15 protein-coding genes and 1 tRNA gene are annotated in these 22,417 nt (G+C 57.7%); 8 read left to right on the forward strand and 8 right to left on the reverse strand.

The features are described from left to right. Nucleotides 1-60 precede the first annotated feature (60 nt). From Mal65_RS22755 to Mal65_RS22765, 3 genes are all read left to right on the forward strand, one after another. Nucleotides 61-133, forward strand: a tRNA-Phe gene (locus Mal65_RS22755). Nucleotides 134-404: 271 nt separating this feature from the next. Further along, the gene (locus Mal65_RS22760) at nt 405-2,060 is read left to right on the forward strand and encodes a sodium-dependent transporter (protein WP_231131219.1); all 1,656 of its coding nucleotides are present in this window, start codon (nt 405-407) and stop codon (nt 2,058-2,060) included. 132 nt (nt 2,061-2,192) lie between these two features. Then, nucleotides 2,193-3,509, forward strand: coding sequence for an alkaline phosphatase family protein (locus tag Mal65_RS22765; protein WP_145303051.1), 1,317 nt, complete (start codon nt 2,193-2,195; stop codon nt 3,507-3,509). Here the strand turns inward: Mal65_RS22765 and dusB are convergent. Next, nucleotides 3,506-4,543, reverse strand: coding sequence for a tRNA dihydrouridine synthase DusB (dusB, locus tag Mal65_RS22770; protein ID WP_145303054.1), 1,038 nt, complete (start codon nt 4,541-4,543; stop codon nt 3,506-3,508). The two genes, Mal65_RS22765 and dusB, sit on opposite strands and share 4 nt — an antisense overlap. A gap of 319 nt (nt 4,544-4,862) precedes the next feature. Here dusB and Mal65_RS22775 point away from each other — a divergent pair, with 319 nt between their 5' ends. The 3 genes from Mal65_RS22775 (at nt 4,863) to arsS (ending at nt 8,924) form a co-directional block, all read left to right on the forward strand. Continuing rightward, complete coding sequence (locus tag Mal65_RS22775) at nt 4,863-6,563, forward strand: sulfatase family protein (protein ID WP_145303057.1); 1,701 nt, start codon at nt 4,863-4,865, stop codon at nt 6,561-6,563. A gap of 256 nt (nt 6,564-6,819) precedes the next feature. Further along, nucleotides 6,820-7,800 (forward strand): arsenosugar biosynthesis arsenite methyltransferase ArsM, encoded by a 981-nt coding sequence (arsM, locus tag Mal65_RS22780; RefSeq protein WP_145305135.1) that lies wholly within the window; start codon nt 6,820-6,822, stop codon nt 7,798-7,800. Between the two features lie 83 nt (nt 7,801-7,883). Then, the gene (gene arsS, locus Mal65_RS22785; protein ID WP_165701472.1) at nt 7,884-8,924 is read left to right on the forward strand and encodes an arsenosugar biosynthesis radical SAM (seleno)protein ArsS; all 1,041 of its coding nucleotides are present in this window, start codon (nt 7,884-7,886) and stop codon (nt 8,922-8,924) included. A gap of 10 nt (nt 8,925-8,934) precedes the next feature. On the opposite strand, the gene Mal65_RS22790 is transcribed toward arsS, so the two are convergent. Continuing rightward, nucleotides 8,935-10,725: an ABC-F family ATP-binding cassette domain-containing protein gene (locus tag Mal65_RS22790; RefSeq protein WP_145303060.1), complete on the reverse strand. Its 1,791-nt coding sequence runs from the start codon at nt 10,723-10,725 to the stop codon at nt 8,935-8,937. Nucleotides 10,726-11,026: 301 nt separating this feature from the next. Here Mal65_RS22790 and Mal65_RS22795 point away from each other — a divergent pair, with 301 nt between their 5' ends. Continuing rightward, nucleotides 11,027-13,873, forward strand: a complete 2,847-nt coding sequence (locus tag Mal65_RS22795; RefSeq protein WP_145303063.1) for a 2-oxoglutarate dehydrogenase E1 component — start codon at nt 11,027-11,029, stop codon at nt 13,871-13,873. 85 nt (nt 13,874-13,958) lie between these two features. On the opposite strand, the gene Mal65_RS22800 is transcribed toward Mal65_RS22795, so the two are convergent. The 4 genes from Mal65_RS22800 to Mal65_RS22815 all read right to left on the reverse strand — a co-directional run bounded on the left by Mal65_RS22800 (nt 13,959) and on the right by Mal65_RS22815 (nt 19,327). Beyond that, on the reverse strand, nt 13,959-14,993 hold the full coding sequence (locus Mal65_RS22800; RefSeq protein ID WP_145303066.1) for a CPBP family intramembrane glutamic endopeptidase: 1,035 nt from the start codon (nt 14,991-14,993) through the stop codon (nt 13,959-13,961). A gap of 112 nt (nt 14,994-15,105) precedes the next feature. Continuing rightward, entirely contained in the window at nt 15,106-16,560 is a 1,455-nt protein-coding gene (locus Mal65_RS22805) for a sulfatase (protein WP_231131220.1), read from the reverse strand. 121 nt (nt 16,561-16,681) lie between these two features. Then, entirely contained in the window at nt 16,682-17,512 is an 831-nt protein-coding gene (locus Mal65_RS22810) for an FHA domain-containing protein (RefSeq protein WP_145303071.1), read from the reverse strand. A gap of 168 nt (nt 17,513-17,680) precedes the next feature. Beyond that, a complete protein-coding gene (locus Mal65_RS22815; protein WP_145303074.1) occupies nt 17,681-19,327 on the reverse strand; it encodes a hypothetical protein in 1,647 nt (548 codons plus the stop codon). A 191-nt stretch (nt 19,328-19,518) separates the two neighbouring features. On the opposite strand from Mal65_RS22815, the gene Mal65_RS22820 reads away from it, so the two are divergent. After that, the gene (locus Mal65_RS22820) at nt 19,519-19,953 is read left to right on the forward strand and encodes a thiol-disulfide oxidoreductase DCC family protein (RefSeq protein WP_145303077.1); all 435 of its coding nucleotides are present in this window, start codon (nt 19,519-19,521) and stop codon (nt 19,951-19,953) included. 63 nt (nt 19,954-20,016) lie between these two features. Here Mal65_RS22820 and Mal65_RS22825 read toward each other — a convergent pair whose 3' ends face one another. Both Mal65_RS22825 and gltA read right to left on the reverse strand, forming a co-directional pair. Then, nucleotides 20,017-20,829 (reverse strand): phosphoribosylformylglycinamidine synthase subunit PurQ, encoded by an 813-nt coding sequence (locus Mal65_RS22825; RefSeq protein WP_145303080.1) that lies wholly within the window; start codon nt 20,827-20,829, stop codon nt 20,017-20,019. A 114-nt stretch (nt 20,830-20,943) separates the two neighbouring features. Next, nucleotides 20,944-22,401 (reverse strand): NADPH-dependent glutamate synthase, encoded by a 1,458-nt coding sequence (gene gltA, locus Mal65_RS22830; protein ID WP_145303083.1) that lies wholly within the window; start codon nt 22,399-22,401, stop codon nt 20,944-20,946. Nucleotides 22,402-22,417 lie beyond the last annotated feature (16 nt).

Here is a 22,417-nt window from a genome sequence, read left to right on the forward strand (position 1 = left end):
TTGCTTCGCGAGTAAACTGTCGCCCTTCCCATTGACCACACGAATCACTTTCGGTGGTTCGGTCAGGTAGCTCAGTTGGTAGAGCACGGCCCTGAAAAGGCCGGTGTCCGCGGTTCGAGCCCGCGCCTGACCACTTTCGACACTCGCCCGAAACCGACGCGTGTTTCTGCTGCGACGAAATTTCTTTTGCGGCGGTCCCTCGATCGCCCCTAGCACTGAGTTCGGTCTCTGATTCCGCCGGTGCCGACCCGCGGTGAAGGCTGGTCAGCCCGCCCCCCACGTCAAGCGTGCTACACTGTGGCCGTTTTGCGGCTTCGGTCGCCCAGACGAACGCACACCGCCCTGCCCAACGGTCCATTATGAGCGAAACCGCGGAGCCCGAGTCCAACGTTCCCGCAGCCCCCGTGTCCTCGTCCTCTGCTGACCCAGATGCCACCACGTCGCCGCCGCGCCGGCGTCGCAAGGAACAATGGGGATCACGGCTGGGTGTGATCATGGCGGTCGCCGGATCGGCGGTCGGACTGGGCAACTTTCTGCGGTTCCCCGGCCAGGCAGCCCAGAACGGCGGCGGCGCATTCATGTTGCCGTACTTCATTTCGCTATTGATCCTGGGCATCCCGCTGTGCTGGACCGAGTGGACCATGGGACGCTTCGGAGGCACGCGTGGATTCCACAGTGCGCCGGGGATCTTCTGTGTTCTGTGCCGAACGCCCAAAGCCCGCTACCTAAGCGTGTTCGCTTTGCTGATCCCGCTGGTCATCTACATGTACTACATCGTGATCGAAGCGTGGTGCCTGGCTTACGCTTGGAACTATGCAACGGGCGATCTGATGCTGGGCAAAGATAGCGCGGCGTACGAATCATTCTTTTCCGACTTTGTCGGCATCGGCGAAGACGGACACGCCTTCGGCGGCGGTGGATCGCCGCTATTGCTGTTCATCGCGATCACGTTCGTATTGAACTTCATCCTGATCTATCGCGGCGTCGCCAAAGGGATCGAGACCTTTTGCAAGTTCGCTATTCCACTGATGGTGGTTTGTGCATTGTGCGTTCTGGCACGGGTGCTGACCTTGCCGTCGGACCAGGTCAATGACGGACTGGGGTTCATGTGGAATCCGAAACCCGAAGCACTCACGGATCCGAAAACTTGGCTGGCCGCGTCCGGCCAAATTTTCTTCAGCCTGTCGGTGGGCTTCGGCGTCATCATCAACTACAGCAGTTACCTGACCAAGAAAGATGATGTCGTGCTGAGCGGGTTGACCGCATGCAGCATGAACGAATTTTTTGAAGTCTGCTTGGGCGGCCTGATCACTCTGCCCGCCGCATTCATCTTCTTGGGTGTCAGCGTGGCATCCTTCGGAACGTTCGGCCTTGGCTTCAACGCCCTGCCCAATGTGTTCGCCCAGATGTATGCGGGCCAACTGTTCGGTTTCTTGTGGTTCTTCATGCTGTTCCTTGCCGCAGTGACCAGCAGTCTATCTATGCTGCAACCGTTCATCGCTTTCCTGGAAGAAGGTTTCGACCTGGAACGTCACGCCAGCGCCACCCTGCTGGGAATCATTGCATTGGCGGGCTCGCTGTTTGTCGTCTACTTTTCCGCCGGCCTGAAAGCACTGGACACGTTTGATTTTTGGGTGGGCACGTTTTTGATCTTTGTTTTGGCGATGATCCAAGCGGTGGTGTATGGCTGGGTCTTTGGGATCGATCGTGGAGAGCACGAGGCACACATCGGCGCCCACATGCGGATCCCTCGATTCGTCCAACTGTTGCTGAAATACGTCGTTCCCGTTTACTTGGGCGTGATCTTTGTTGCGTTCTTTTTCCAAAACGTGCTGGACCGCAAAGACCCGGAAACGGGCGAGGTCATCCAGGGGTACTTCAGCACGATCATCCAGGACCGCGTCGCTTTGATGTCGGTCATCTTTTTGCTAGGGGTGACCGCCCTGTTGCTGGTGCTGATTCACTTGGCAGGTGCCCGCTGGTTGCAAAGCGGACGCCTTCAACGAGCTCTGGCCGATGAAGCGTCCACGGTCGCCGATCAACCGAAAGGAACGTCATGACATCAAGCGGAATTTTGGTGATGTTGCTGTCGTTGGGGTTTGTCCTGGCGTTGATTTCGTATTGCCTGTTCCGGGTGTTGACCCTGCCCTCGGATGACGCGGACACCCCATGACGCATCGGACCGTCGCAACATGAAACGATTGGTCCTGATCAATGTTGTCGGACTGACCCCCAAGCTGCTGAAATCCGCGGAATCTGTTTCCACGCTGGCATCCGCCCCCGGTTACACCGCTCTGCCATGGTCCAGCCCGCTGCCCGCGGTGACGTCGACCTGCCAAGCGACGATGATGACCGGCTTGGCACCCCGGGATCACGGCATCGTGGCCAACGGGTGGTTCTATCCGGACACCCAAGAAATCCGGTTCTGGCAGCAAGCCAATTCGCTGGTTCAAGGTCGCAAGTTCTACGATGGCGTGGAAACCGCCAACATGTTTTGGTGGTTCAACCAAGGGTCATCGGTCAAGTACTTCGCAACGCCCAAACCACACTACGGGTGTGACGGCAGCAAAGTCTTTGACATCATCGACCAGACGGGATGCAACCTCGTTCAAAAGCACGGCCCGTTTCCGTTCTTCGCTTTCTGGGGCCCCGGTGCGGGGCTGGCGTCCAGCCGCTGGATCGCCGATGCGACGGCGACCGTGATGCGAACCCAAAAACCACCGTTGACGCTGTGTTATCTTCCGCACCTGGATTACGACTACCAACGCTACCCAGACCAAGATTCCGCACGCGTGCAGGAAGTCGATCAGTGCGTCGCGACGGTGATCAGCGCCGCGGATGACATCGGCGCCGATGTCGTGATCGTTTCCGAATACGGGCTGCGTCCCGTCCAACGATGCGTCCATCTCAATCGCCTGCTGCGGGGCAACGGCTTGCTCTCGGTTCGAGGTGGTCCGTTTGGCGAAATGCTGATGCCGGGTGAATCTCGCGCGTTTGCGGTCGCCGACCATCAACTGGCCCACATCTATGTCCGAGATCCGAGTGACATTCCCGCCGTGGCCAAGATGCTGGAACAATCCGATGGTGTGCAATCGGTGTTCGCCCCGGAAGATCTGGAACTAGATCATCCACGCAGCGGTCAACTGATCGCGCTGGCGGATCCGGATACGTGGTTCAGCTATTACTACTGGGACGACGATCGCCAGGCACCGGACTTTGCCCGCACGGTCGACATTCATCGCAAGCCGGGCTACGACCCGTGCGAACTTTTCAAGACCAGCATGCCCCGCGTGGTGGCAAGACTGCTGCAGAAAAAGCTGGGCTTTCGCTACAAGATGGACGTCGTCCCGCTAGATACCGCCTTGGTCCACGGCAGTCATGGGCTGCACCCGGACGATTCGGCCGACGGACCGATCATCATCGGGCCACAGGATCCGCCCGATGACATGCGTGGATTCAGCGATTACGTCACGCGCCTGTTGCAAGCGTCGCAAACTCAAGACCGTTAGGCGATCACCGCCGGACGGTCTTGTGGGAAATACTGATCGACCACGGAATAGAATTCTTCGGCCGATGCCACGTTGGCGACGTGACTGCGAAAGTGACGGGCCCCGTGTTTGCCCTGCGCATAACAACAAGCGTATTTGCGCATCAACACCGTGCCCTTCTCCTCGCCGAATCGATCGACGACCAATCGGTAATGACGCAGCATGACGTCACGCTGCTGGACCAAGGTCGGGTCGGGCGGAATTTCGTCGCCACGCAGCGCGGCGGCCGCCTGGGCGAACAACCAAGGACGCCCCAGACACGCCCGGGCAATCATCACGCCATCGACGTCATAATTCTTGAACGCTGCGACCACCTTGTCCGCGCTGTCCAAATCGCCGTTGCCGATCAACGGGATCTTCTTCAAATGCTGTTTGATCTCGCTAATACGTTCCCAGTCGGCATGCCCGCGAAACATGTCCTTGGCGGTTCGCCCATGAACGGTCAGCGCGGCAGCCCCAGCTTCTTCGACCACGTGGGCGACTTCGTTGGCATTGATACTTTCGGGTGAACATCCCAAGCGAATCTTTGCCGTCACTGGTGTGGGCGCACAGACTTCGACCAACCGACTGATGATCGCAAACATTCGATCAGGCTCACGCAACAAATAGCTGCCGCTGTGAGCCTTTTCGGTCACTTGCCGAACCGGACAGCCAAAATTGATGTCGACGACGCTGACTTTGTATTCCCGGGCCAGTCGCACGCCGACTTTGGCCATCGTTTCGGGATCGTTGTCCCAGATCTGAACGGCCAGCGGCCTGGCTTCCTCCGCGACGCCCCACAACCGATCCGGATGCTCCGCTTCGTTCTGGTCCATCCAGACAAACCCGCGAGCATTGACCATTTCGGTCGCCAACAATCCGGCACCACCGAACTGGCGAACGACCTCGCGAAACGCCGCATTGGTGAACCCCGCCATCGGGGCCTGTAAAATCGGCGGATCGACAACCAAGTCGCCGATACGCAGCGGTGGGGGTGGAAGCGGGCGATGAGACATCGAACCGAGATTCCGCAATCAAACGGTCACAAACGGATCACCAAGACGACGGTAAACCGACCGCAGCGATGGGCGTGGTGATCACAAGAAAAAGCACGTCGATCCATGCTAGGCCGATCCGGGAAGGCTGCCAATGCGTTTTTCCCGATCGGCCGCCGACGTTTTTGCTTGCCCGCCCCCGTTACCATGGTGAAGAAAGCCCGATTCGCTGGCACTCCCCACTCGCAACCGCGACGCAACCCTTACTTTTCACATTTCGCCCCGCCGTAAGCGTCTTTGCATCATTCGTTTCGCATCCTCCACCTGATCGCAGGCATCGATGAATTCCCGCCCTCGCACCGCCCGAATCGGACTCCGCTTCGGTTCGCTCCCCTGCCTTTCACTGACCTGGCTGGCCTTGCTGCTAAGCGGTTTCATCGTTCAGTGCCCCCGCTCTTTCGGCCAAGAAACAAACGCAAGCCACCGGCGTCCCAACGTGTTGGTTGCCATCTGTGATGACCAGTCGTATCCACACGCTTCGGCCTATGGCTACACCGCCGTATCAACACCCGCGTTTGATCGTGTCGCCGCGACAGGCGTCCGTTTTGACACTGCCATCACGCCGTCACCAGGTTGCTCGCCGATGCGAGCCGCCTTTTTGACCGGTCGCCCGATTTGGCAGATCGGTCCCGCGGGCACTCACGCATCCTCCTTTCCCACGCACCTACAAGTGTTTCCCGAGCTACTACGGGGGTCCGGCTATCACGTCGGATCAACCGGAAAAGGCTGGGGACCGGGACGCCACGATGGATGGCCGGACAATCCGGCCGGAAAGGTCTACAACAAACGCAAGCAGAAATCCCCCAGCGGCATTTCAGACAAAGACTACGCCGCGAACTTCGAAGATTTCTTGGCCGAGCGAGGACAAGACCAACCGTTTTGCTTTTGGTACGGCGGCCACGAGACGCATCGTGGTTATCAGCAAGGAATCGGCCGCCAGAATGGGATCAACGTCACCGCGGAACAACTGCCGCCGTTTCTTCCCGATGCACCGGAGATCCGAAGTGATGTGGCCGACTATCTGTACGAAATCCAGTGGTTTGATGACCACTTGCGACGCATGATGGAAAAGCTGGAAGCAATCGGTGAACTGCAAAACACACTGATCGTGGTGACCAGTGACAACGGAATGCCTTTCCCACGTGCCAAAGCCAACGTGTACGAATACGGGATCCACATGCCGTTGGCGATCAGTTGGCCCGATCGTATTGCGGCCGGACAAACCATCGATGCCCCCGTGTCTTTGATTGATGTGACACGCACCATTGTCGACGCCGCGTCGATTGATGCTGGTCAGTGTGAAGCCATGACCGGCACGAGCTTGCTGGGCGCGATGACCGGCGTCGATTCGGCCGCCTTGCCAACCGCCGCCTTCAGTGGTCGCGAACGCCATTCGTCGTCACGGTTCAACAGCCTTTCGTATCCCTGTCGATGCGTTCGCGATTCGCGTTTTCTATACATCCGAAATTTCAAACCCGAACGCTGGCCCGCCGGTACGCCCCAGAAATTCAGCTCGGCGTCCTACGATCGCAATGGCCGACTGATCAGGGCGGAGCCAGGCCCTGAACACGGTGGTTACCACGACATCGATAACGGTCCGACACTGGCCTGGATGATTGCCCACCGTGACGATCCGAATGTTCGCCCATTGTTTGACGCCGCTGTCGCCAAACGCCCTGCGGAGGAACTGTACGACGTCGTCACCGATCCGGGGTGCTTGAACAACCTGATCGGCGACGATGAATTCGCAGCCCAACACCAGCGTTTGTTGAAACGGCTGTCGTCTCATCTGGCCGCAACCGGCGACTTGCGTCAAACGGATCCATCGGCTGCGGATGTTTGGGAAACCTTCCCGCGTTTTTCCCCGCTGCGATGGTTTGCGACACCGGATTGGGCAAAACAGAACCCTGGATCCATTCCCGACATGCCATGGCTTGAGCAACGTCGGCCGAAGGCAAAAGGATCCGAGCAACCGCAGTAGCCCCGGCCGCGCTTCAGTTTTCTCTGTGCGACCTTTGCCCAGAAGACGGGGCGGATACGATGCCGTTGTGTGCATTGCCTGATCGGTACCCCAACGCGGTCACGATCCGAGACGGCCGTCAACAAGGTTGTCTTCTTGAAAGGTCATCCTTTCGCACGGTCCCCCGTATTTGCGCCATCCAGTGCATCGCTACCGGCATTCAAGATGCTCGGACAGCAGCGTTCTGTGTTTATCCATTCCGATTTTGTTCATGCCGATGTCGACTGACACTTATCACCAAACGGTTCAAAACGTTTATCGCGATGCTGCGTTGACCCCCGCGTCCAACTTGTGCTGTGTGCCACAGCGGCCGCAGTACCTGCCGGGACTCGTGATCCCGCCAATCATGCACGAGATGAACTACGGCTGTGGGTCGACGGTGCATCCCGAAGATTTCACACCGAACTGCACCGCGTTGTACGTCGGTGTCGGCGGCGGATTGGAAGCTTTGCAACTGGCCTATTTCTGTCGCCGCCCCGGCGGAGTCATTGCGGTCGATCCGGTCGCGGAAATGCGTCAAGCAGCAGCAAAAAACTTGGACTTGGCCGCGAAGGAAAACGACTGGTTCGATCCGTCTTTCGTTCGGATCGTCGACGGAGACGCTTTGAATCTGCCAGTCGACGACGACACGATCGATTTGGCCGCACAGAATTGCCTGTTCAACATTTTCACGGCGGACGGCGATCTTCAGAAAGCGCTAGCGGAAATGCACCGCGTATTGACCCCAGGCGGACGGCTGTCGATGTCCGATCCGATCACTCCCGTTCCTCTGCCACCGCACGTGAAAAACAACGAACAATGGCGAGCGGAATGTCTGTCGGGATGCCAGTTACTGGACGATTACCTGAATCAAATGGTGGATGCCGGCTTTGGTTCGATCGAAGTTCGCAAACGGACGCCGTACCGCATGCTGGACACGGTGACGTACCAGCTGAGGGAACCGATTCTGTTGGAAACGATCGAAGTCGCCGCCCACAAAACACAAGTGCCCCCGGACGGCGCCTGCATCTTTACCGGTGCAACCGCCGTGTATTTCGGCGACCAGCCACAACTGGACGACGGCAATGGGCATGTCCTGCAGCGGAATCTGCCTTACCCTGTTTGCGACAAAACGGCCGCCAATTTGAAAGCGCTGCAACGCAAGGATTTGGTTGTCACCGATCCCACATGGCATTACCAGGGCGGCGGGTGCTGCTGAATCAGCCCCAAATTCCGCAACGCCCGCATGTGAGTCCACTTGTGGCGTGCCCATTCGTAACAGTGCCATCAATCGACAATCCGATGCCCCAATCGAAATCAAAGCCGCTTGCCAACCGAATCGAATTGCCCTTGGTGCAATCGAACTCGTTTGATGCGCGAATGCGGGGCGGTCAGCTGAACGCAGCGAACAAGATTGAAATGCTGCAAATCAACATTGGTCTGGTTTGCAATCTGGCCTGCAAGCATTGCCACGTCGAATCGTCGCCCAAACGCACCGCTGCGTTGGACAACATGAATCGCCAAACGGCCGACCGGGTTTTGCAATGGCTGGCCGACAACCCGGGCATTCGGGTCGTCGACATCACCGGCGGCAGCCCGGAAATGAACCCCAACTTTCGCGACTTGGTTCAAGGCATTCGGTCACTGGGGATCACGGTCATGGACCGCTGTAATCCGACCATCATCGTTCACCAAGACGCCGACGGTAACGAACCCTATGGCTGGGTGCCGGACTTCTTGGCCGAACACTCGGTCGAAGTCGTCGCGTCGCTGCCCTGCTATCTTCCTGACAACGTTCGCAAACAGCGTGGCGTCCATGCGTTTGATGATTCCGTCGCGGGCCTGAAGCGATTGAATGATGTCGGCTACGGGGTCGACCCGCGTTTACAGCTCAACCTGGTTTACAACCCCGTTGGCGTTTCGCTTCCACCGCCCCAGGAACAACTGCAAGAAGATTACCGTCGCGAATTGCTGTCGCGTTACGGAATACGTTTCAACCAGTTGTGGACGATCACCAACATGCCGATCGCACGGTGGCGTGACTCGCTACAGAGATCCGGCCAACTTGATCAATACATGCAAACGCTGATCGCTGCCTTCAATCCAAGTTCCGTCGATCACTTGATGTGCCGGCACATGATCCACATCGACAGCCAGGGTCGGACGCACGATTGCGATTTCAACTTTGCCATGGGAATCCCCACGGCATCCTTGTCGGGATCGTATCTGTGGGATCACCGTTTGGAAGATTTAAGCGGTCGTCGTATCGCAACGGACGCTCATTGTTTTGGATGCACCGCGGGTGCGGGTAGCAGTTGTGGTGGGACGCTGACGTCTTCGTGAAATTGTCATTTCACGACGACAGTTCTAACCAGCGTTCTTCCGCTTCGGTCAATTGCTGATCTATGTCCGTGATTTGTTCGTGCAACTTGACCGCCTGGTCAGGATCCGTTTCGGTCAACAGTTGTTCGTTCAGTTTCCTTTTCTCGTCGTCCAGTCGCGCGATCTTCTTTTCCAAGTTCTTGATCTCTTTTTCGACTTTACGATTCTCTTGTTGGCTGCGGCGGTAATCGGTCGCTGTCTTTTTGCCTGACTTACCTTTGCCGGTGTTTTGCTTTCCGTCCTTGGTGTTCGCGACGTTTCGTTCACGTTCTTCGGCATCGATTTCGCCCTCGACGGACTGCAAATATTCGTCATAGTCGCCGAAATAGACTTTCACTCGCCCGTCACGGACTTCGATGACACGGGTGGCCACCCGCCGGACAAAGTGCCGGTCGTGGCTGGTGAAAATCACGGTGCCTTCGTACTGTTGCAGGGCATCACATAGGGCTTCGACGGTTTCGACATCCAAGTGGTTGCCCGGTTCGTCCAGCACCAAAACGTTGTCGCTGCCCAGCAACAGTGCGGCCATGCACACGCGGGCTCGTTCGCCACCGGACAGCACCTTGACCTTTTTGTTGATCGCTTCGTCGCGAAACAACAGCGTCCCCGCCATGGCCAACAAATCCTGCCGGGTCACCTCGGGATCACTGTTGTATTCCAGGTGTTCCAGAATGGATTGGCGTTCGTCCAGGCTGGTGTAAACGTGCTGGGCATAGGTGCCAATGTTCACACCGTGCCCCCATTTCATTTTGCCTTCGATCGGATCCAGCGAATGGACCAGGGTTCGCAACAAGGTTGTTTTCCCTTGTCCGTTGTCTCCCACGATCGCCACACGTTGGCCGTGTTCGATTTCAAATCCGATATCGGACGCCACGGTGTGATCGGGATACCCGATCGCCATGGCTTCGCAGCGAAAGGCGGTTCCGTTACGCGGCTGGACTCGTGGGGCACGGATCCGCACGACCGGTTCGTCGGTTTCCAATTCCACCGTTTGCAAACGTTCCAATTGCTTGGCTTTGCTGCGGGCTTGACTCGCCGTGGACGCGTTGGCTCGATTTTTGTCAATGAACCGCTGCAGTTGTTTCTGTTTGGCTTGCACGGTCGCATTGACCCGGCGGTCGTGTTCGCGTCGTTCTTCGCGATGTTCCAGGAACGAGTCAATTTTGCCCGAGAACATTGTCAGCTTTCCGCGTGACAATTCCAGTGTTTCGGTACAGGTGGCTTTCAAGAATTCACGGTCGTGGCTGACGATCAGCGCCGCCTTGTTGAAGTCACGCAAGAAGTGTTCCAACAGAATCTGGGTCCGCAGATCCAGAAAGTTCGTCGGTTCGTCCAGCATCAACAGGTTCGGGTCATGCAGCAACAAAGCCGCCAATTTGACCCGCGTCTGCCAACCACCGGACAATTCCTTGACCGGCCCTTCCAGGTAGGCCCCTTTCAGTTCGAAACGCCCCGCGACTTCGCCGCATTGCCATTCTTCGGCACCGCTGTCCCGCATCAGAAAGTCCAATGCTGATTCGCCGGGCTGGAACGGGGCGTGTTGCCGCAGGTATCCGATCCGCAAACTGGGGTGATGAATGACCTCGCCCTGTTCCAGTTCCTCCTCCCCCAGCAAGACCCGCAACAGCGTTGATTTCCCGGCACCGTTTCGACCGACGAATCCAACCTTTTTGTCGTCCACCAGCGACACCTCGGCGGCCTCCAGCAGCACCTGGTCGCCGAAGCGTTTATGGGCATCGCGGACTTGGATCAGAACGGCCATCGTTGGTTCAAAATTTCTCGGAACTAAGCTGTCATCAAGTGGATCGGCGACCACAATTGGCGACCGATCGATCAACCTATCAAGCTAAGTCCGATTCACAAGGTCGCGGTGAAGGGTTCGTCGGTGACAGTGTCCTGGGAAATCGAGCGAATCGGGCAGTGAATCGACTACCACGGGCGTGGTCCATTCCGTACAGTGGACCAGACCAACGACACGCGCATTCGCAACGCCCGTGTTTGCACACCGCATTCAAGCTTGACCACCGCGATCATCCCGTCCGTGTTGGGCCCCTGCCGCCGCCATGAATAGCTATAGCTTGGACTACATCGATGACCTGTACGTCCAATACGTTCGCGATCCGTCGAGCGTCTCTGAAACCTGGCGTCAGTATTTCGAGCAATTTTTGGTCGGTGCGGGTGCTCCCATTTCCACCGGTAACGCCGGGGGCAACGGAGCGGCCGGCAAGGCCGCGGCGGGCGGCAACGGTGCCGGCCACCTGACCGGCGACGGTTCGATGTCGGCAACCGCCCTACAGGCCCCCCCGGGATCGACGGGAAATGTGGTGGCCGACCAAGCACTTTGGATGGCCCGCATCCAAGACCGCATCGATCAACTGGTTCGGGAATATCGTGTCCGCGGGCACCTGATCGCTGATTTGGACCCGCTGGGGCTGAACCGACAGGACTGCCCCGAATTAAGCCCGGCCAGTCACGGACTTAGCGACGACGACCTGAAGCGTCCTTTCGACAGCAGCATTCTGGAAAACGTCACGGGCCCGACGCTGGACGTGATCCTTAGCAAGTTGCAGAACACGTATTGCCGGGGCATCGGCGCCCAGTTCATGCATATCGACAATCGCAACATCCGCGATTGGCTGCAAAAACGGATGGAAACGACCGAAAACCGTTTGGACCTGTCGCACGACGTCCAACGGCGGATCTATGCACGGCTGGCCGACGCGTCGATTTTCGAAGAATTCGTGCGCCGCAAGTTCGTCGGTGCCAAGACGTTTTCGCTCGAAGGCGCCGAAACGCTGATCCCGATGATCGACCTGGCTTTGGAAAAAGCGGGACAGCACAACGTCAAAGAAGTCGTCATGGGCATGGCCCACCGCGGCCGATTGAACGTGATGGCCAACATTCTGAAAAAGCGGGCCATGAACATCTTTTGGTCGTTCGACGATCCGCGGCCCGAACTTCACCGCGGCGGCGGCGACGTCCGCTACCACCTGGGCTACAGCAGCGACTGGACGACATCGGCCGGCGACTCGATCCATATCTCGCTGTGCTTCAATCCCAGTCACCTGGAATTCGTGAATACCGTCGCCCAAGGTCGTTCACGCTGCAAGCAAGACAATCGCGGCGATGATCGACGCGAAGAAGTGATGACGATCCTGATCCACGGCGACGCGGCGTTTGCCGGCGAAGGCGTGGTCCAGGAAATGTTGAACATGAGCCAACTGGAAGGCTATCGCACCGGCGGCACGCTGCACATCATCATCAACAACCAGGTCGGGTTCACCACGTTGCCACGCGACGGACGCAGCACCACCTATGCGACCGACGTCGCCAAGATGCTGCAGATCCCGATTTTTCACGTCAACGGCGAAGACCCCGAAGCGGTCGCTCAAGTCGTCAACTTGGCAATGGATTTCCGCAAGGCATTCCATCGTGACGTCGTGATTGACTTGTACGCCTTTCGCCGCTGGGGTCACAACGAGGGCGACGAACCGCGATTCACCCAACCGCGGATGTACAGCGAAATCGATCGCCGCGCCACGGTTCGCGAAAAATACCTGGAACGCCTGTTGTCGCTGGGCAAAATCACCGCCGAAGAAGCGGAAGAGATCAATCGCGAACGAACCGAAAAACTGGAAACGGAATTCGAAGCCAGCAAGAACGAACCGTTCGTTGCCGACACCCAAACTTTGGCGGCCAACTGGGCCGACTACCACGGCGGCCCCGAACCGGCCGACCCGGTCGACACCACCTATGACAAAGAACGGCTGGGACAATTGATCGACCGGTTGACCCGGTTGCCTGAGGGATTCTCTCAGCACAAAAAGCTAAAACGTCCGATGCAACAGCGTCGGGAAATGGCCGAGGGCAACCGGCGTGTTGATTGGGCCACTGCCGAAGCGGCCGCCTTTGCCAGTCTGTTGGTCGAAGGACATCCGATCCGCATCACCGGCCAAGATTGCGAACGCGGCACGTTCAGCCAACGGCACGCGGTTTTGCACGACGTAAAGACCGGCGAAACCTACACACCGCTGTCCCACCTGACCGACGACCAAGCCCGTCTGGAGCTTTACAACAGCCCGCTTAGCGAAGCGGGCGTGCTGGGCTTTGAATACGGTTATTCCCTGGACTGTCCCGGTGGCTTGGTCGCTTGGGAAGCACAATTCGGTGACTTTTGGAACTGTGCCCAAGTCATCGTTGACCAGTTCATCGCGTCGGCCGAAGACAAATGGAACCGGCTGTCCGGCCTGGTCATGTTGCTGCCGCACGGCTTTGAAGGCCAAGGCCCGGAACACTGTAGCGCCCGGATCGAACGTTTCCTTGCGATGGCGGCCGAAGACAACATCCAAGTTTGTCAGCCGACAACGCCGGCCCAGTACTTCCACCTGTTGCGTCGCCAAGTGCTGATGAAGTGGCGCAAGCCGCTGATTGTTCTGACGCCCAAAAGCCTGCTGCGACACCCGGAAGTGACCAGCCCGCTGAAAATCCTGGCCAAGTCTCACTTCAAAAAGATCCTTCCCGACCGAAAGGTTCGCTTAGAAGGCTGTCAACGTTTGCTGCTGTGCACCGGCAAGATCTATTACGACTTGCTGGATGCGCGTCAACAAAAAGAGCTCGACGGTGTTCCCATCATGCGACTGGAACAGCTTTATCCGCTGCAGGTCGACGAGTTCTTCGGCGCCTTGGAAGGATTGGCCGAGGGAAGCGAGATCGTTTGGGTCCAGGATGAACCCCGAAACATGGGCGCTTGGCCCTACCTGAAACTGAACTTCGGCGACCAACTGCTGCAGAAGTACAAGTTTCGGGAAGTCACCCGCAGCGAATCGGCCAGCCCCAGCACCGGCAGCATGGCCACCCACAAGCTGGAACAATCCGAATTGATCGAAGAAGCTTTCGCCGGATTGTCTTAAGACGACACGGCGTTGCTGATTCATTGATCGCCACGTCGTGACGCGATTGACATGCCGCGGCCAAACGCAATCTCCGCGTTGTGTCCTACCGCCCGCCAAGTACCGTTTCGGGCATTTCCACGGCATCCGCATCGTCAGCATCCCGCTCACGCGCGCTTTGCCAATAACCAGGCCACAAACAAACGGCAAAGAAGATCGCTCCGACGATCGTCGCGCTCCAGCCGACAACGGTCTGTGTTTCCTCGGTCCAACCCAGCCACATCACCAACAGGCGATAAGCATTCAGCCCGCTGTTGACGAAAATGTGGCAACCGATCGTCGGCCAAATGGAATCGCTGCGATAGGCCAGGTAGCCGAACCAACACCCCAGCCCCGCTGCTGCGGCGATCGCATGTGGCCCCCCATGGACCAACGCAAACAAAATCGACGTGACGGCAATACCGATGACCGCCCCCCAACGATGAACCAACCGGGTCTGCACATAGCCGCGGAACAAGACCTCCTCGATCACGCCGGGCAGTAATCCAATCAAGACGACAAATGCGATTCCCGAGGCCACCGTGAAATTGTCAAACAATCCTTCAAGCGATGTGTCCGCCGGAATGACCTTTGCGACCTGGATCGCCGCCCACAGCCCGAACGCAAGCGGCAACAGTGAACTGAGCATCGTGACCGGATACACGTGCCATCCCGCCCGGGGCCGGCGCCACGAAATTCGTTGTCGCCATGGAACCGGAGACCTGGAAATGCCAATCCATGCCGCAAGCAAAAAACCGGCTTGCGACATCACCAGGATCAACAGAAAGACCCACGGGTCGGTCAGCAGCGACATCAATTTGGGGCCGATCTGTTGTGGCGGTGTCCCACGCCCCGCCTCGATCACCCCCATGGCGATCCCCCACAACACTTGAAAGCCGACGGCCAGCACCAATCCCAGCATCAGTGCCACAAAGACCGTCCATACTCGCGGGCGACCGTTCGCCGAAACGTCACCGGACATTGAATCGGCGTCGCCGCCAGGGACTCGGCGACCTTGCGAACCATCCAGCGAACCGGGGTCGGCGCTCGGATCGTTAGCGTCGGATCGATAGACGAATGTTGGATCGGGGTTTTGGTTCATCGACTGTGCTTTCCGCCCCAAGCCAGCAATACATTTCGAAACGGTCGTGCGATGCTACCACCGGACGCCGCAAACTATCGGCGTCGCGATCGATCGACATCACCTTGCTGGACTAACGTTCGCGTCGTGCCAGCCGATCTTGCATTTGCCGTGTCAATTTCTTCACGACATCGGGATGCGATGGTGCAACGTTCACCGTTTCGCCGTCGCCAGATGCATGATCGTACAGTTCCACATGCCCCGACGGATGCAAAATCAATCGGAAGCGATCCGACCGGATGGTGGTCGCCTTGGTGTAGGAAACCGCTGTCCCGGCGGCCTGATCGTCATCAGCGAAAAGTGGCCGCAAGCTTTGCCCATGGGCAAATTCGGGCATTGGCAACAACGCCAGATCACACAGCGTTGGAAAGATGTCAATCGATTCCACGACACGGTTGACGACGCCGCCTCGTGACGCGGATCCGGGATCACGAATGATCAAAGGGGATCGCAACGCTTCCTCAAACAAAGCATGCTTCCCCCAAATCGCGTGCTCACCGAGATGCCAACCGTGGTCTCCCCACAGAACAACGATGGTATTGTCACTGACCGCCAGCTGATCCAATTGGTCCAACAGCTTGGCGACTTGGGCATCGGCATAGGAAACGCAAGCCGCATAGTGCCGACGGACTTCGGTGGCAAATTCATGATCGACGTTGGGATCACGTCCCCAACGGTTGTACTTCATGAATTCCCCTGACCGATGCCATGTCGTTTCGCCTTCCGGTTTTTGCGGATGCTCGATCGGCGGCAAAGAGACACCGTCATAGCGTTGCAAATACTTGGCCGGTGCGCCAAACGGCAAGTGAGGCCGAATCAAGCCGACGGCCAAGAACCATGGCTTCCCAGATGCGTCCCCCTGCAAACGCCGCATTTCAGTCAACGCCGTTTCGACAATCAATCCGTCGGGATAACTTTCATCGGGCCCATCGAACGCTTCGAATACATCCATCTTTCCCGCGTCGCTTCGGATTTGGCCATTGGCCAGCCCGTGCATCGCCCCGCGCGGATGCTTCCAAGGGCCGCAGGGCATCAAATGGCGATCCCAATCGCCTGGCATTTCCGGCTGGCTGCCATCGTCCCAATCCGCTCCCGCACGTCCACCAGGATGATGCGAGACCTTGCCGACCGACACGGCTGCGTAACCGTTGCGGCGAAACCAACCAGGCATCGTGGGATGATCCGCGTCATCGCCCTGTTTCAAAATGGTCTTGCCCCGATTCAACAGGGCGGCGTTTCCGTACGGCCCGTATCGTCCGGTCAACATGGCGTAGCGGGACGCACCACAGGTCGGGGCTTGGACATAGTGCCGCGTGAACCGAACGCCATCCTCGGCCAACGCATCAATCGCGGGTGACTGGATGTACGACTGACCGAAACAATTCAGTTCCGGTCTCAAATCATCGACACATATCAACAGAACGTTGGCGGGCGTCTGAATCTGTTCGTTCTTTTCAGCGGCGGTCGCCGAAAGCCCACCTAACACAATCCCCTGGGTCAATACAAACAGAAGCGAAAACAAACGCACGACAGGACACCTTTGCGGAACGAAGAAAACGGTTCCCCAGAAACCGGTGCTGCCGAATAGCGGCATTGCAGATCACACCGGTTCAGTTCGTGGAACAACCGGCAAATCAGAGGCGATACGGCTAGCGACCTTCAAAAAACCGCTTCAACGCCTCTTCGGCAGCGTTCTTAGAATCTACCGTACGGCGATGCTTGATGTGGTCAGGCAGCTTGCCAACCCTGGGGTTTTCGTCATCACCATCTTCATCAAGCGGATGCTCGTCGGCCTCTGCCGGGTCGATGCGAAACACCGAATCGTCCTTGCCCACGATGGCTTCGGCGGTTTCCGCTAGAAAACTGCCGGCGGACGTATCGGCGTATGCCGACTCGTCCATTGTCGTGTCGCCGCTGGGTTGAACATCTTCCTCATCGATCAAATTGCCTTGCGACAGGTCGTCCGATACGCCCAGGCTGAACGATGACTTCAGTTGCTCCAATTCCTCGAACAACTCGTCCACACTCTTGTTGGACTCGACCGGATTGGCGGCCTGCGTCGCAGCAGCGACATCGTCTTTCTTGCGACTGCCGCCCGATTCAATCGACGCAATGGTGTCCGGTGTCACCGCTTCACGCGACACCGAATCACGAATGGACACACGGAACAAGCGTTTACCGATCTTCAACGTGTCGCCGTGCCACAGCAAACACCATCGCTTCGGCTTGCAACGTGCCCCGTTGATCAAAGTGCCGTTGCGGCTTTCCAAATCACAGACAACCACGCGGTTCTTGTAGACCGCAATCTGGCAATGCCGGCGGCTGACGGACCGACTTTTCAGCCGCAGATGACAACCATCGTGCCGACCAATGACGAATCCCTTGGGATCCACAGGGTACCGCGAACCATTCGTTTCCGTGTTGCGGGAAACCAGGCTGATGCGGAATGGGCTGGCAGGATCATGTTCGGGGGCGTTCATCGTTGCCGATAGTCTATCCGGCAGCCATGAAGACACGATGAAGACTTGACGACCGTTGCGCAACAGATTGAATTTCCAATCAGCCACGAACCTGGCCAGACGCTCGCCGTCGCATTGGCAGAAATACGCTAGAAGCGTGTGCCTGTTTGGCGGCGTCACCGCGGGTGATCACCGACCCGACCTTAGGCGATCAAAGTACTGCTGCGTATGTTCTTGTTCGGCACGGGGAAGATTCTGATTCTCCAGCGGGTTGGCCGCTTCATCCAATTCACTCTCGATCACCGATTTCAGGTCTTCGCGGGTGACTCCCTTGCGGTTCGGTCCGTCGGCAAAACCGGCGATAATCGCTCGTCCCCGACGCACATCGCCACGAACTTGCGAGTCATAGAAATTGGTGTCGGTTTCCGATTCGGGGCGGTCGCCCTGGCCCGCCCCGCGGCCGAGTCCGTTGCCGGGTTTGTCCCCTTGCATCCCACCTTGGCACCCTTGGCAACCCATGCCCTGACATTGCTGACACCCCATCTGTTGCTTGGATTGCAGCAAGTCATCCATCGCCGATTGCAGGTCTTCCAGTTCTGACATTTCGTCGGCCATGTCGCCCAGTTGATCAGCCATCTGCTGCATGGCATCGGCCGCGGATGAAGCATCGCCCTGCTCCATTGCCTGGGCGGCGTTGGACATTGCTTCGGCCATCTGCTGCATCTTTTGCATCTGACCGTCTTGTTGACGCAATTGATCCAGCTTCTGTTGCATCTGTTCGGCGTCGGACGTGCGGCCCTCGCGCCGCGCCTGATCAATCTGTCGTTGCAGGTCCTGTTTTTTCTTCTCGTGATTTTCGACCGCCTGCTTCATCTGTTGTTGCATTTGCTTGACCTGCTCGGCCAGCTTTTTCTGGTCCGCTTTGGACAGGTTGCCTTCCCGCACTTTCTTTGCCAGATCTTTGATCATCTTTTGCGCGTCACCGAACTGACCGTCCTTGATGGCATCGGCGACCTTTTTCGCCGGTCCGGAATCCAGCCCCTTCATTTGCGACATTGCCCGGCGCATCTGCTCAGGTGATCCCAAGTTTTCACGCCGCTGATCCAACTGGTCTTTCAATTCGTTCAGCGCAATCAATGCCTCCTTGCGCGACATCTGTTTCTGCTGAGCGACCTTTTCCAGATCAGCTTCCATCTTTTCAAACAACTCACGCGCCTCTTCCAAACCTTCCGCTTCGGCGCGTTCTTTTTGTTCCTTCAGCGTCTTGCGAAGCTGACGTGCCACGGTTTGAACTTGCTTCGTTTCCGCCGAAACTTCGGTCGCCTCGATGACCGCCGACGGCGCGTCCCCATATTGTTTGACCAGCAAGAAAGCCGCGATACACACCGGCACCATCGACAGCGGCAACCATCCCAGACGGCTCGGACGCAAGGCAAAGCGGTCGGCCACCGCCAACTGCCCTGCCCTGACGTCGGCGTCGGAAACCAAAGCCTTGCCGAACTCCGTTTCACGCTGGGAATGCGACATGCCCATTGCGCTGCCGACACGTTCGCGCAAACCGAAACGTCGATCAACTTCTTCGGCTGCGGCCTGTCGACTTGGCGCGGACCAGCCGGCGATGCACGCGGCCACTGCCATTCCGCCACCCAATCCTGTGGCCACGCAACCGATCGCCCAATTCGTCAAATCGACCGGAACGTCCCACCAAACGACCGACACGATGGCCAGAGCCGCGATTGCCAAACCGACCGCGATGGTCCAGCAGCACAATCGGCCGAATCGTCCCAAAATCATTCGAATCCGGGCTCTGCTGACGGTGGATTCAATCGAATTCATGGGTTGCCGCCTGGAGAAGAGGTACGGTTCTAATAGGCAAAGGACGCCATTTTGTCACTTCGCCTGTCACTGGCGTGCCACTGGCACGCGTTTTTCACCTGTTCGCAGTATAGCGATCCGAACCACCACACCGCCCTTTTTTGACCTCAATCCGGCTCAAGATGCCGCTGCCGAGGTCCTGGACACTTGTCATGTCGTCACCGTCCGAAAAAATCGATCTGCCAGATCCAGATTCAATGGAATCATCGGACGTCGTCATTTACGACGGGCAATGCAATTTCTGTCGCGCCCAAGTTCAACGCTTGCATCGCCTGGATCTTAGCGGCCGTTTGACGTTTCTTTCGCTGCATGACGACCGCGTCAACGATCGGTACCCAGACTTGCAGTACGAAGATCTGATGCAACAGATGTATGTCGTCGACCAGAACGGCGACGCCCACGGTGGCAGCGAAGCGGTGCGTTATCTGTCGCGTCGCTTACCCTTGCTCTGGCCGGCGGTGCCGATCCTGCACTTGCCGGGAACCGCGTCGCTATGGCGTTGGCTATACCAACAGGTCGCCAAACGACGTTACCGCTTGGCCGGCAAATCATGTGACGGAGACACCTGCAGCATCCACCTTCGTTGATCGAACCGTCCGCGTCCGTATCGACCAAGTTCGGCGTGGATCCGTTGCAATTCGAATCGCCCGCTACTTGAACCAATCGACGGCATTGCGAAACATCTTCATCCCGTCACCTTCATCGGGTTGTTGTTCCCGACGTGTCCAACTGGGGTGATGCGTAGGATCCAGGTGTCGTTCGGGATGGGGCATCAACCCGAACACACGGCCGGTTCGGTCACAGACGCCGGCCACGTTGGCATCTGAACCGTTCGGATTGGCGGGAAACGGCAACGGCGAATCGACGATCATGTTCTGCTCGTCTTGGCAGTACCGAATGGCCAATCGCCCCTGCTGTTTCAACGCTTGCAATACGTCATCGTCGGCAGCCACAAACTTGCCCTCGGCATGAGCCATTGGCAAATACATGTGCTGGATGTCTTTCAAGAAAACACAGGGGGTTTCGTCGACAGCCAGATGAACCCATCGATCTTCGAACCGACCGTGATCATTCCAGGTCAACGTGGCCGGGACATCTGGATTCGCATCGGCGTCATCGTGGACATCGGCGGTCAGCACCCCCAGTCGCATCAACACCTGCATCCCATTGCAGATCCCCAAGACCAAGCGATCACCATCACCGTGCACAAATGCGTCGACCCAGTCGCTTAGATGCTGCTGCAGACGGCTGGCCAAAATCCGTCCGGCCGCCACATCATCGCCGTAGCTGAATCCACCCGGCAGGCAGAAAATCTGATAGCGGTCCCGCAATGCCGGGTTCTCCATCAATCGATTGACGTGAACGCGTTCGGCGACCGCCCCGGCCTGCTCGAACGCAAACGCGGTTTCCTCATCACAATTGGTTCCGGGAGCCCGCAAGACGAGAACGCGTGGTGCGACCATGGATGCAACGTATGGGGGGAAGAATGGGTGAAACAACGTGGCTTTCAAAAACCACTGGCCTCATCTTCGCCAATCCGGTCGACTTTGAGTAGGCGTCCCCAAGCCAACGACCGGTCACGACTCGGCCGCCGCCGAATCCGTCTCCCATACTCCCGTCTGCAGATATTCGTCAATGGAACTGGCCGCGGTGCGTCCTGCCCCCATGGCCAAAATAACAGTGGCCGCGCCGCTGACAATGTCTCCACCCGCGAAGACGCCCACCTTGCTGGTCCGTAAAGATTCCTCGTCGGCTTGAATGTACCCCCAACGATTGGTTTTCATGTCGGGCGTGGTGGATTGAACCAATGGATTCGCCCCGGTTCCAACGGCCACGATCGCAACATCCAGCGGCATTTCAAACTCGCTGCCTTCGATCGCCACTGGACGGCGTCGGCCCGATTCATCGGGTTCCCCCAACGCCATCTTCACCAGACGCACAGATTTCAAGATGCCCTGTTCGTCGCCGATGAATTCCACCGGATTGTGCAGATCCAAAAACTGCACGCCTTCATCCTGTGCATGATGCACCTCTTCTTGACGTGCGGGCATTTCATCCATGCTGCGGCGATAGATGATCGACGCTTTCCCCGCGCCCAATCGCATCGCCGACCGCACCGAGTCCATCGCCGTGTTGCCGCCACCTATCACCGCGACGTGCCGATCACGACATTGATAGATCGGCGAATCATAGTGCGATGAATCGTAGGCCTTCATCAGATTCACGCGTGTCAAAAACTCGTTCGCCGAATAAACGCCGCCCAAGTGTTCGCCGGGTATGTCCAGAAATCGAGGCAAGCCGGCACCGGTGGCAACGAAGACGGCATCGAACCCTTCTTCCTGCATCAGTTCGTCGATCGTGACGGTTTTGCCCACAACGACATTGGTTTGAAACTCAATGCCCATGGCTCTCATGTTGTCAATTTCTTGACGCACAATGTCCTTGGGCAATCGAAACTCGGGAATGCCATACAGCAGCACCCCGCCGATTTCGTGCAATGCTTCGAACACCGTGACGTCGTGTCCGCGCAAACACAGGTCGCCGGCACAACTTAGCCCCGCCGGTCCGCTGCCGACGATTGCCACCTTCTTTCCGGTCAACGGTGCACGTTGGGGCAAAGCGACCTGACCAGATTCGCGCTCGTAATCCGCGACGAAGCGTTCCAGGTTACCAATCGCCAGGGAATCAAATCGCTTGCCCATGATGCAAGCGCCTTCACACTGGTTTTCTTGCGGGCAAACGCGTCCGGTCACCGCGGGCAAAACATTGTCTTCGCGGATCTTTGACGCGGCCCCCAGAAAATCACCGGCCAACACCAATTCGACAAAATCACGAACCTTCACACCGACCGGGCATCCTTTGACACACTTGGGATCGGCACAGGTCAAGCAGCGTTGCGCTTCGCATTGGGCCGCCACCACTTCCAATCCCAAATTGACTTCGTCGAAGTTGCGTGCCCGTGCGTCGGCATCTTGTTCCGGCATCGCCTGTCGAGGAATCTTGACTCGCTCTTTGGGCGGCAGTGGTTCAGCCATGACAGATCAGTTTGAA

The sequence above is a fragment of the Crateriforma conspicua genome, assembly GCF_007752935.1.
GTDB lineage: Bacteria > Planctomycetota > Planctomycetia > Pirellulales > Pirellulaceae > Crateriforma > Crateriforma conspicua.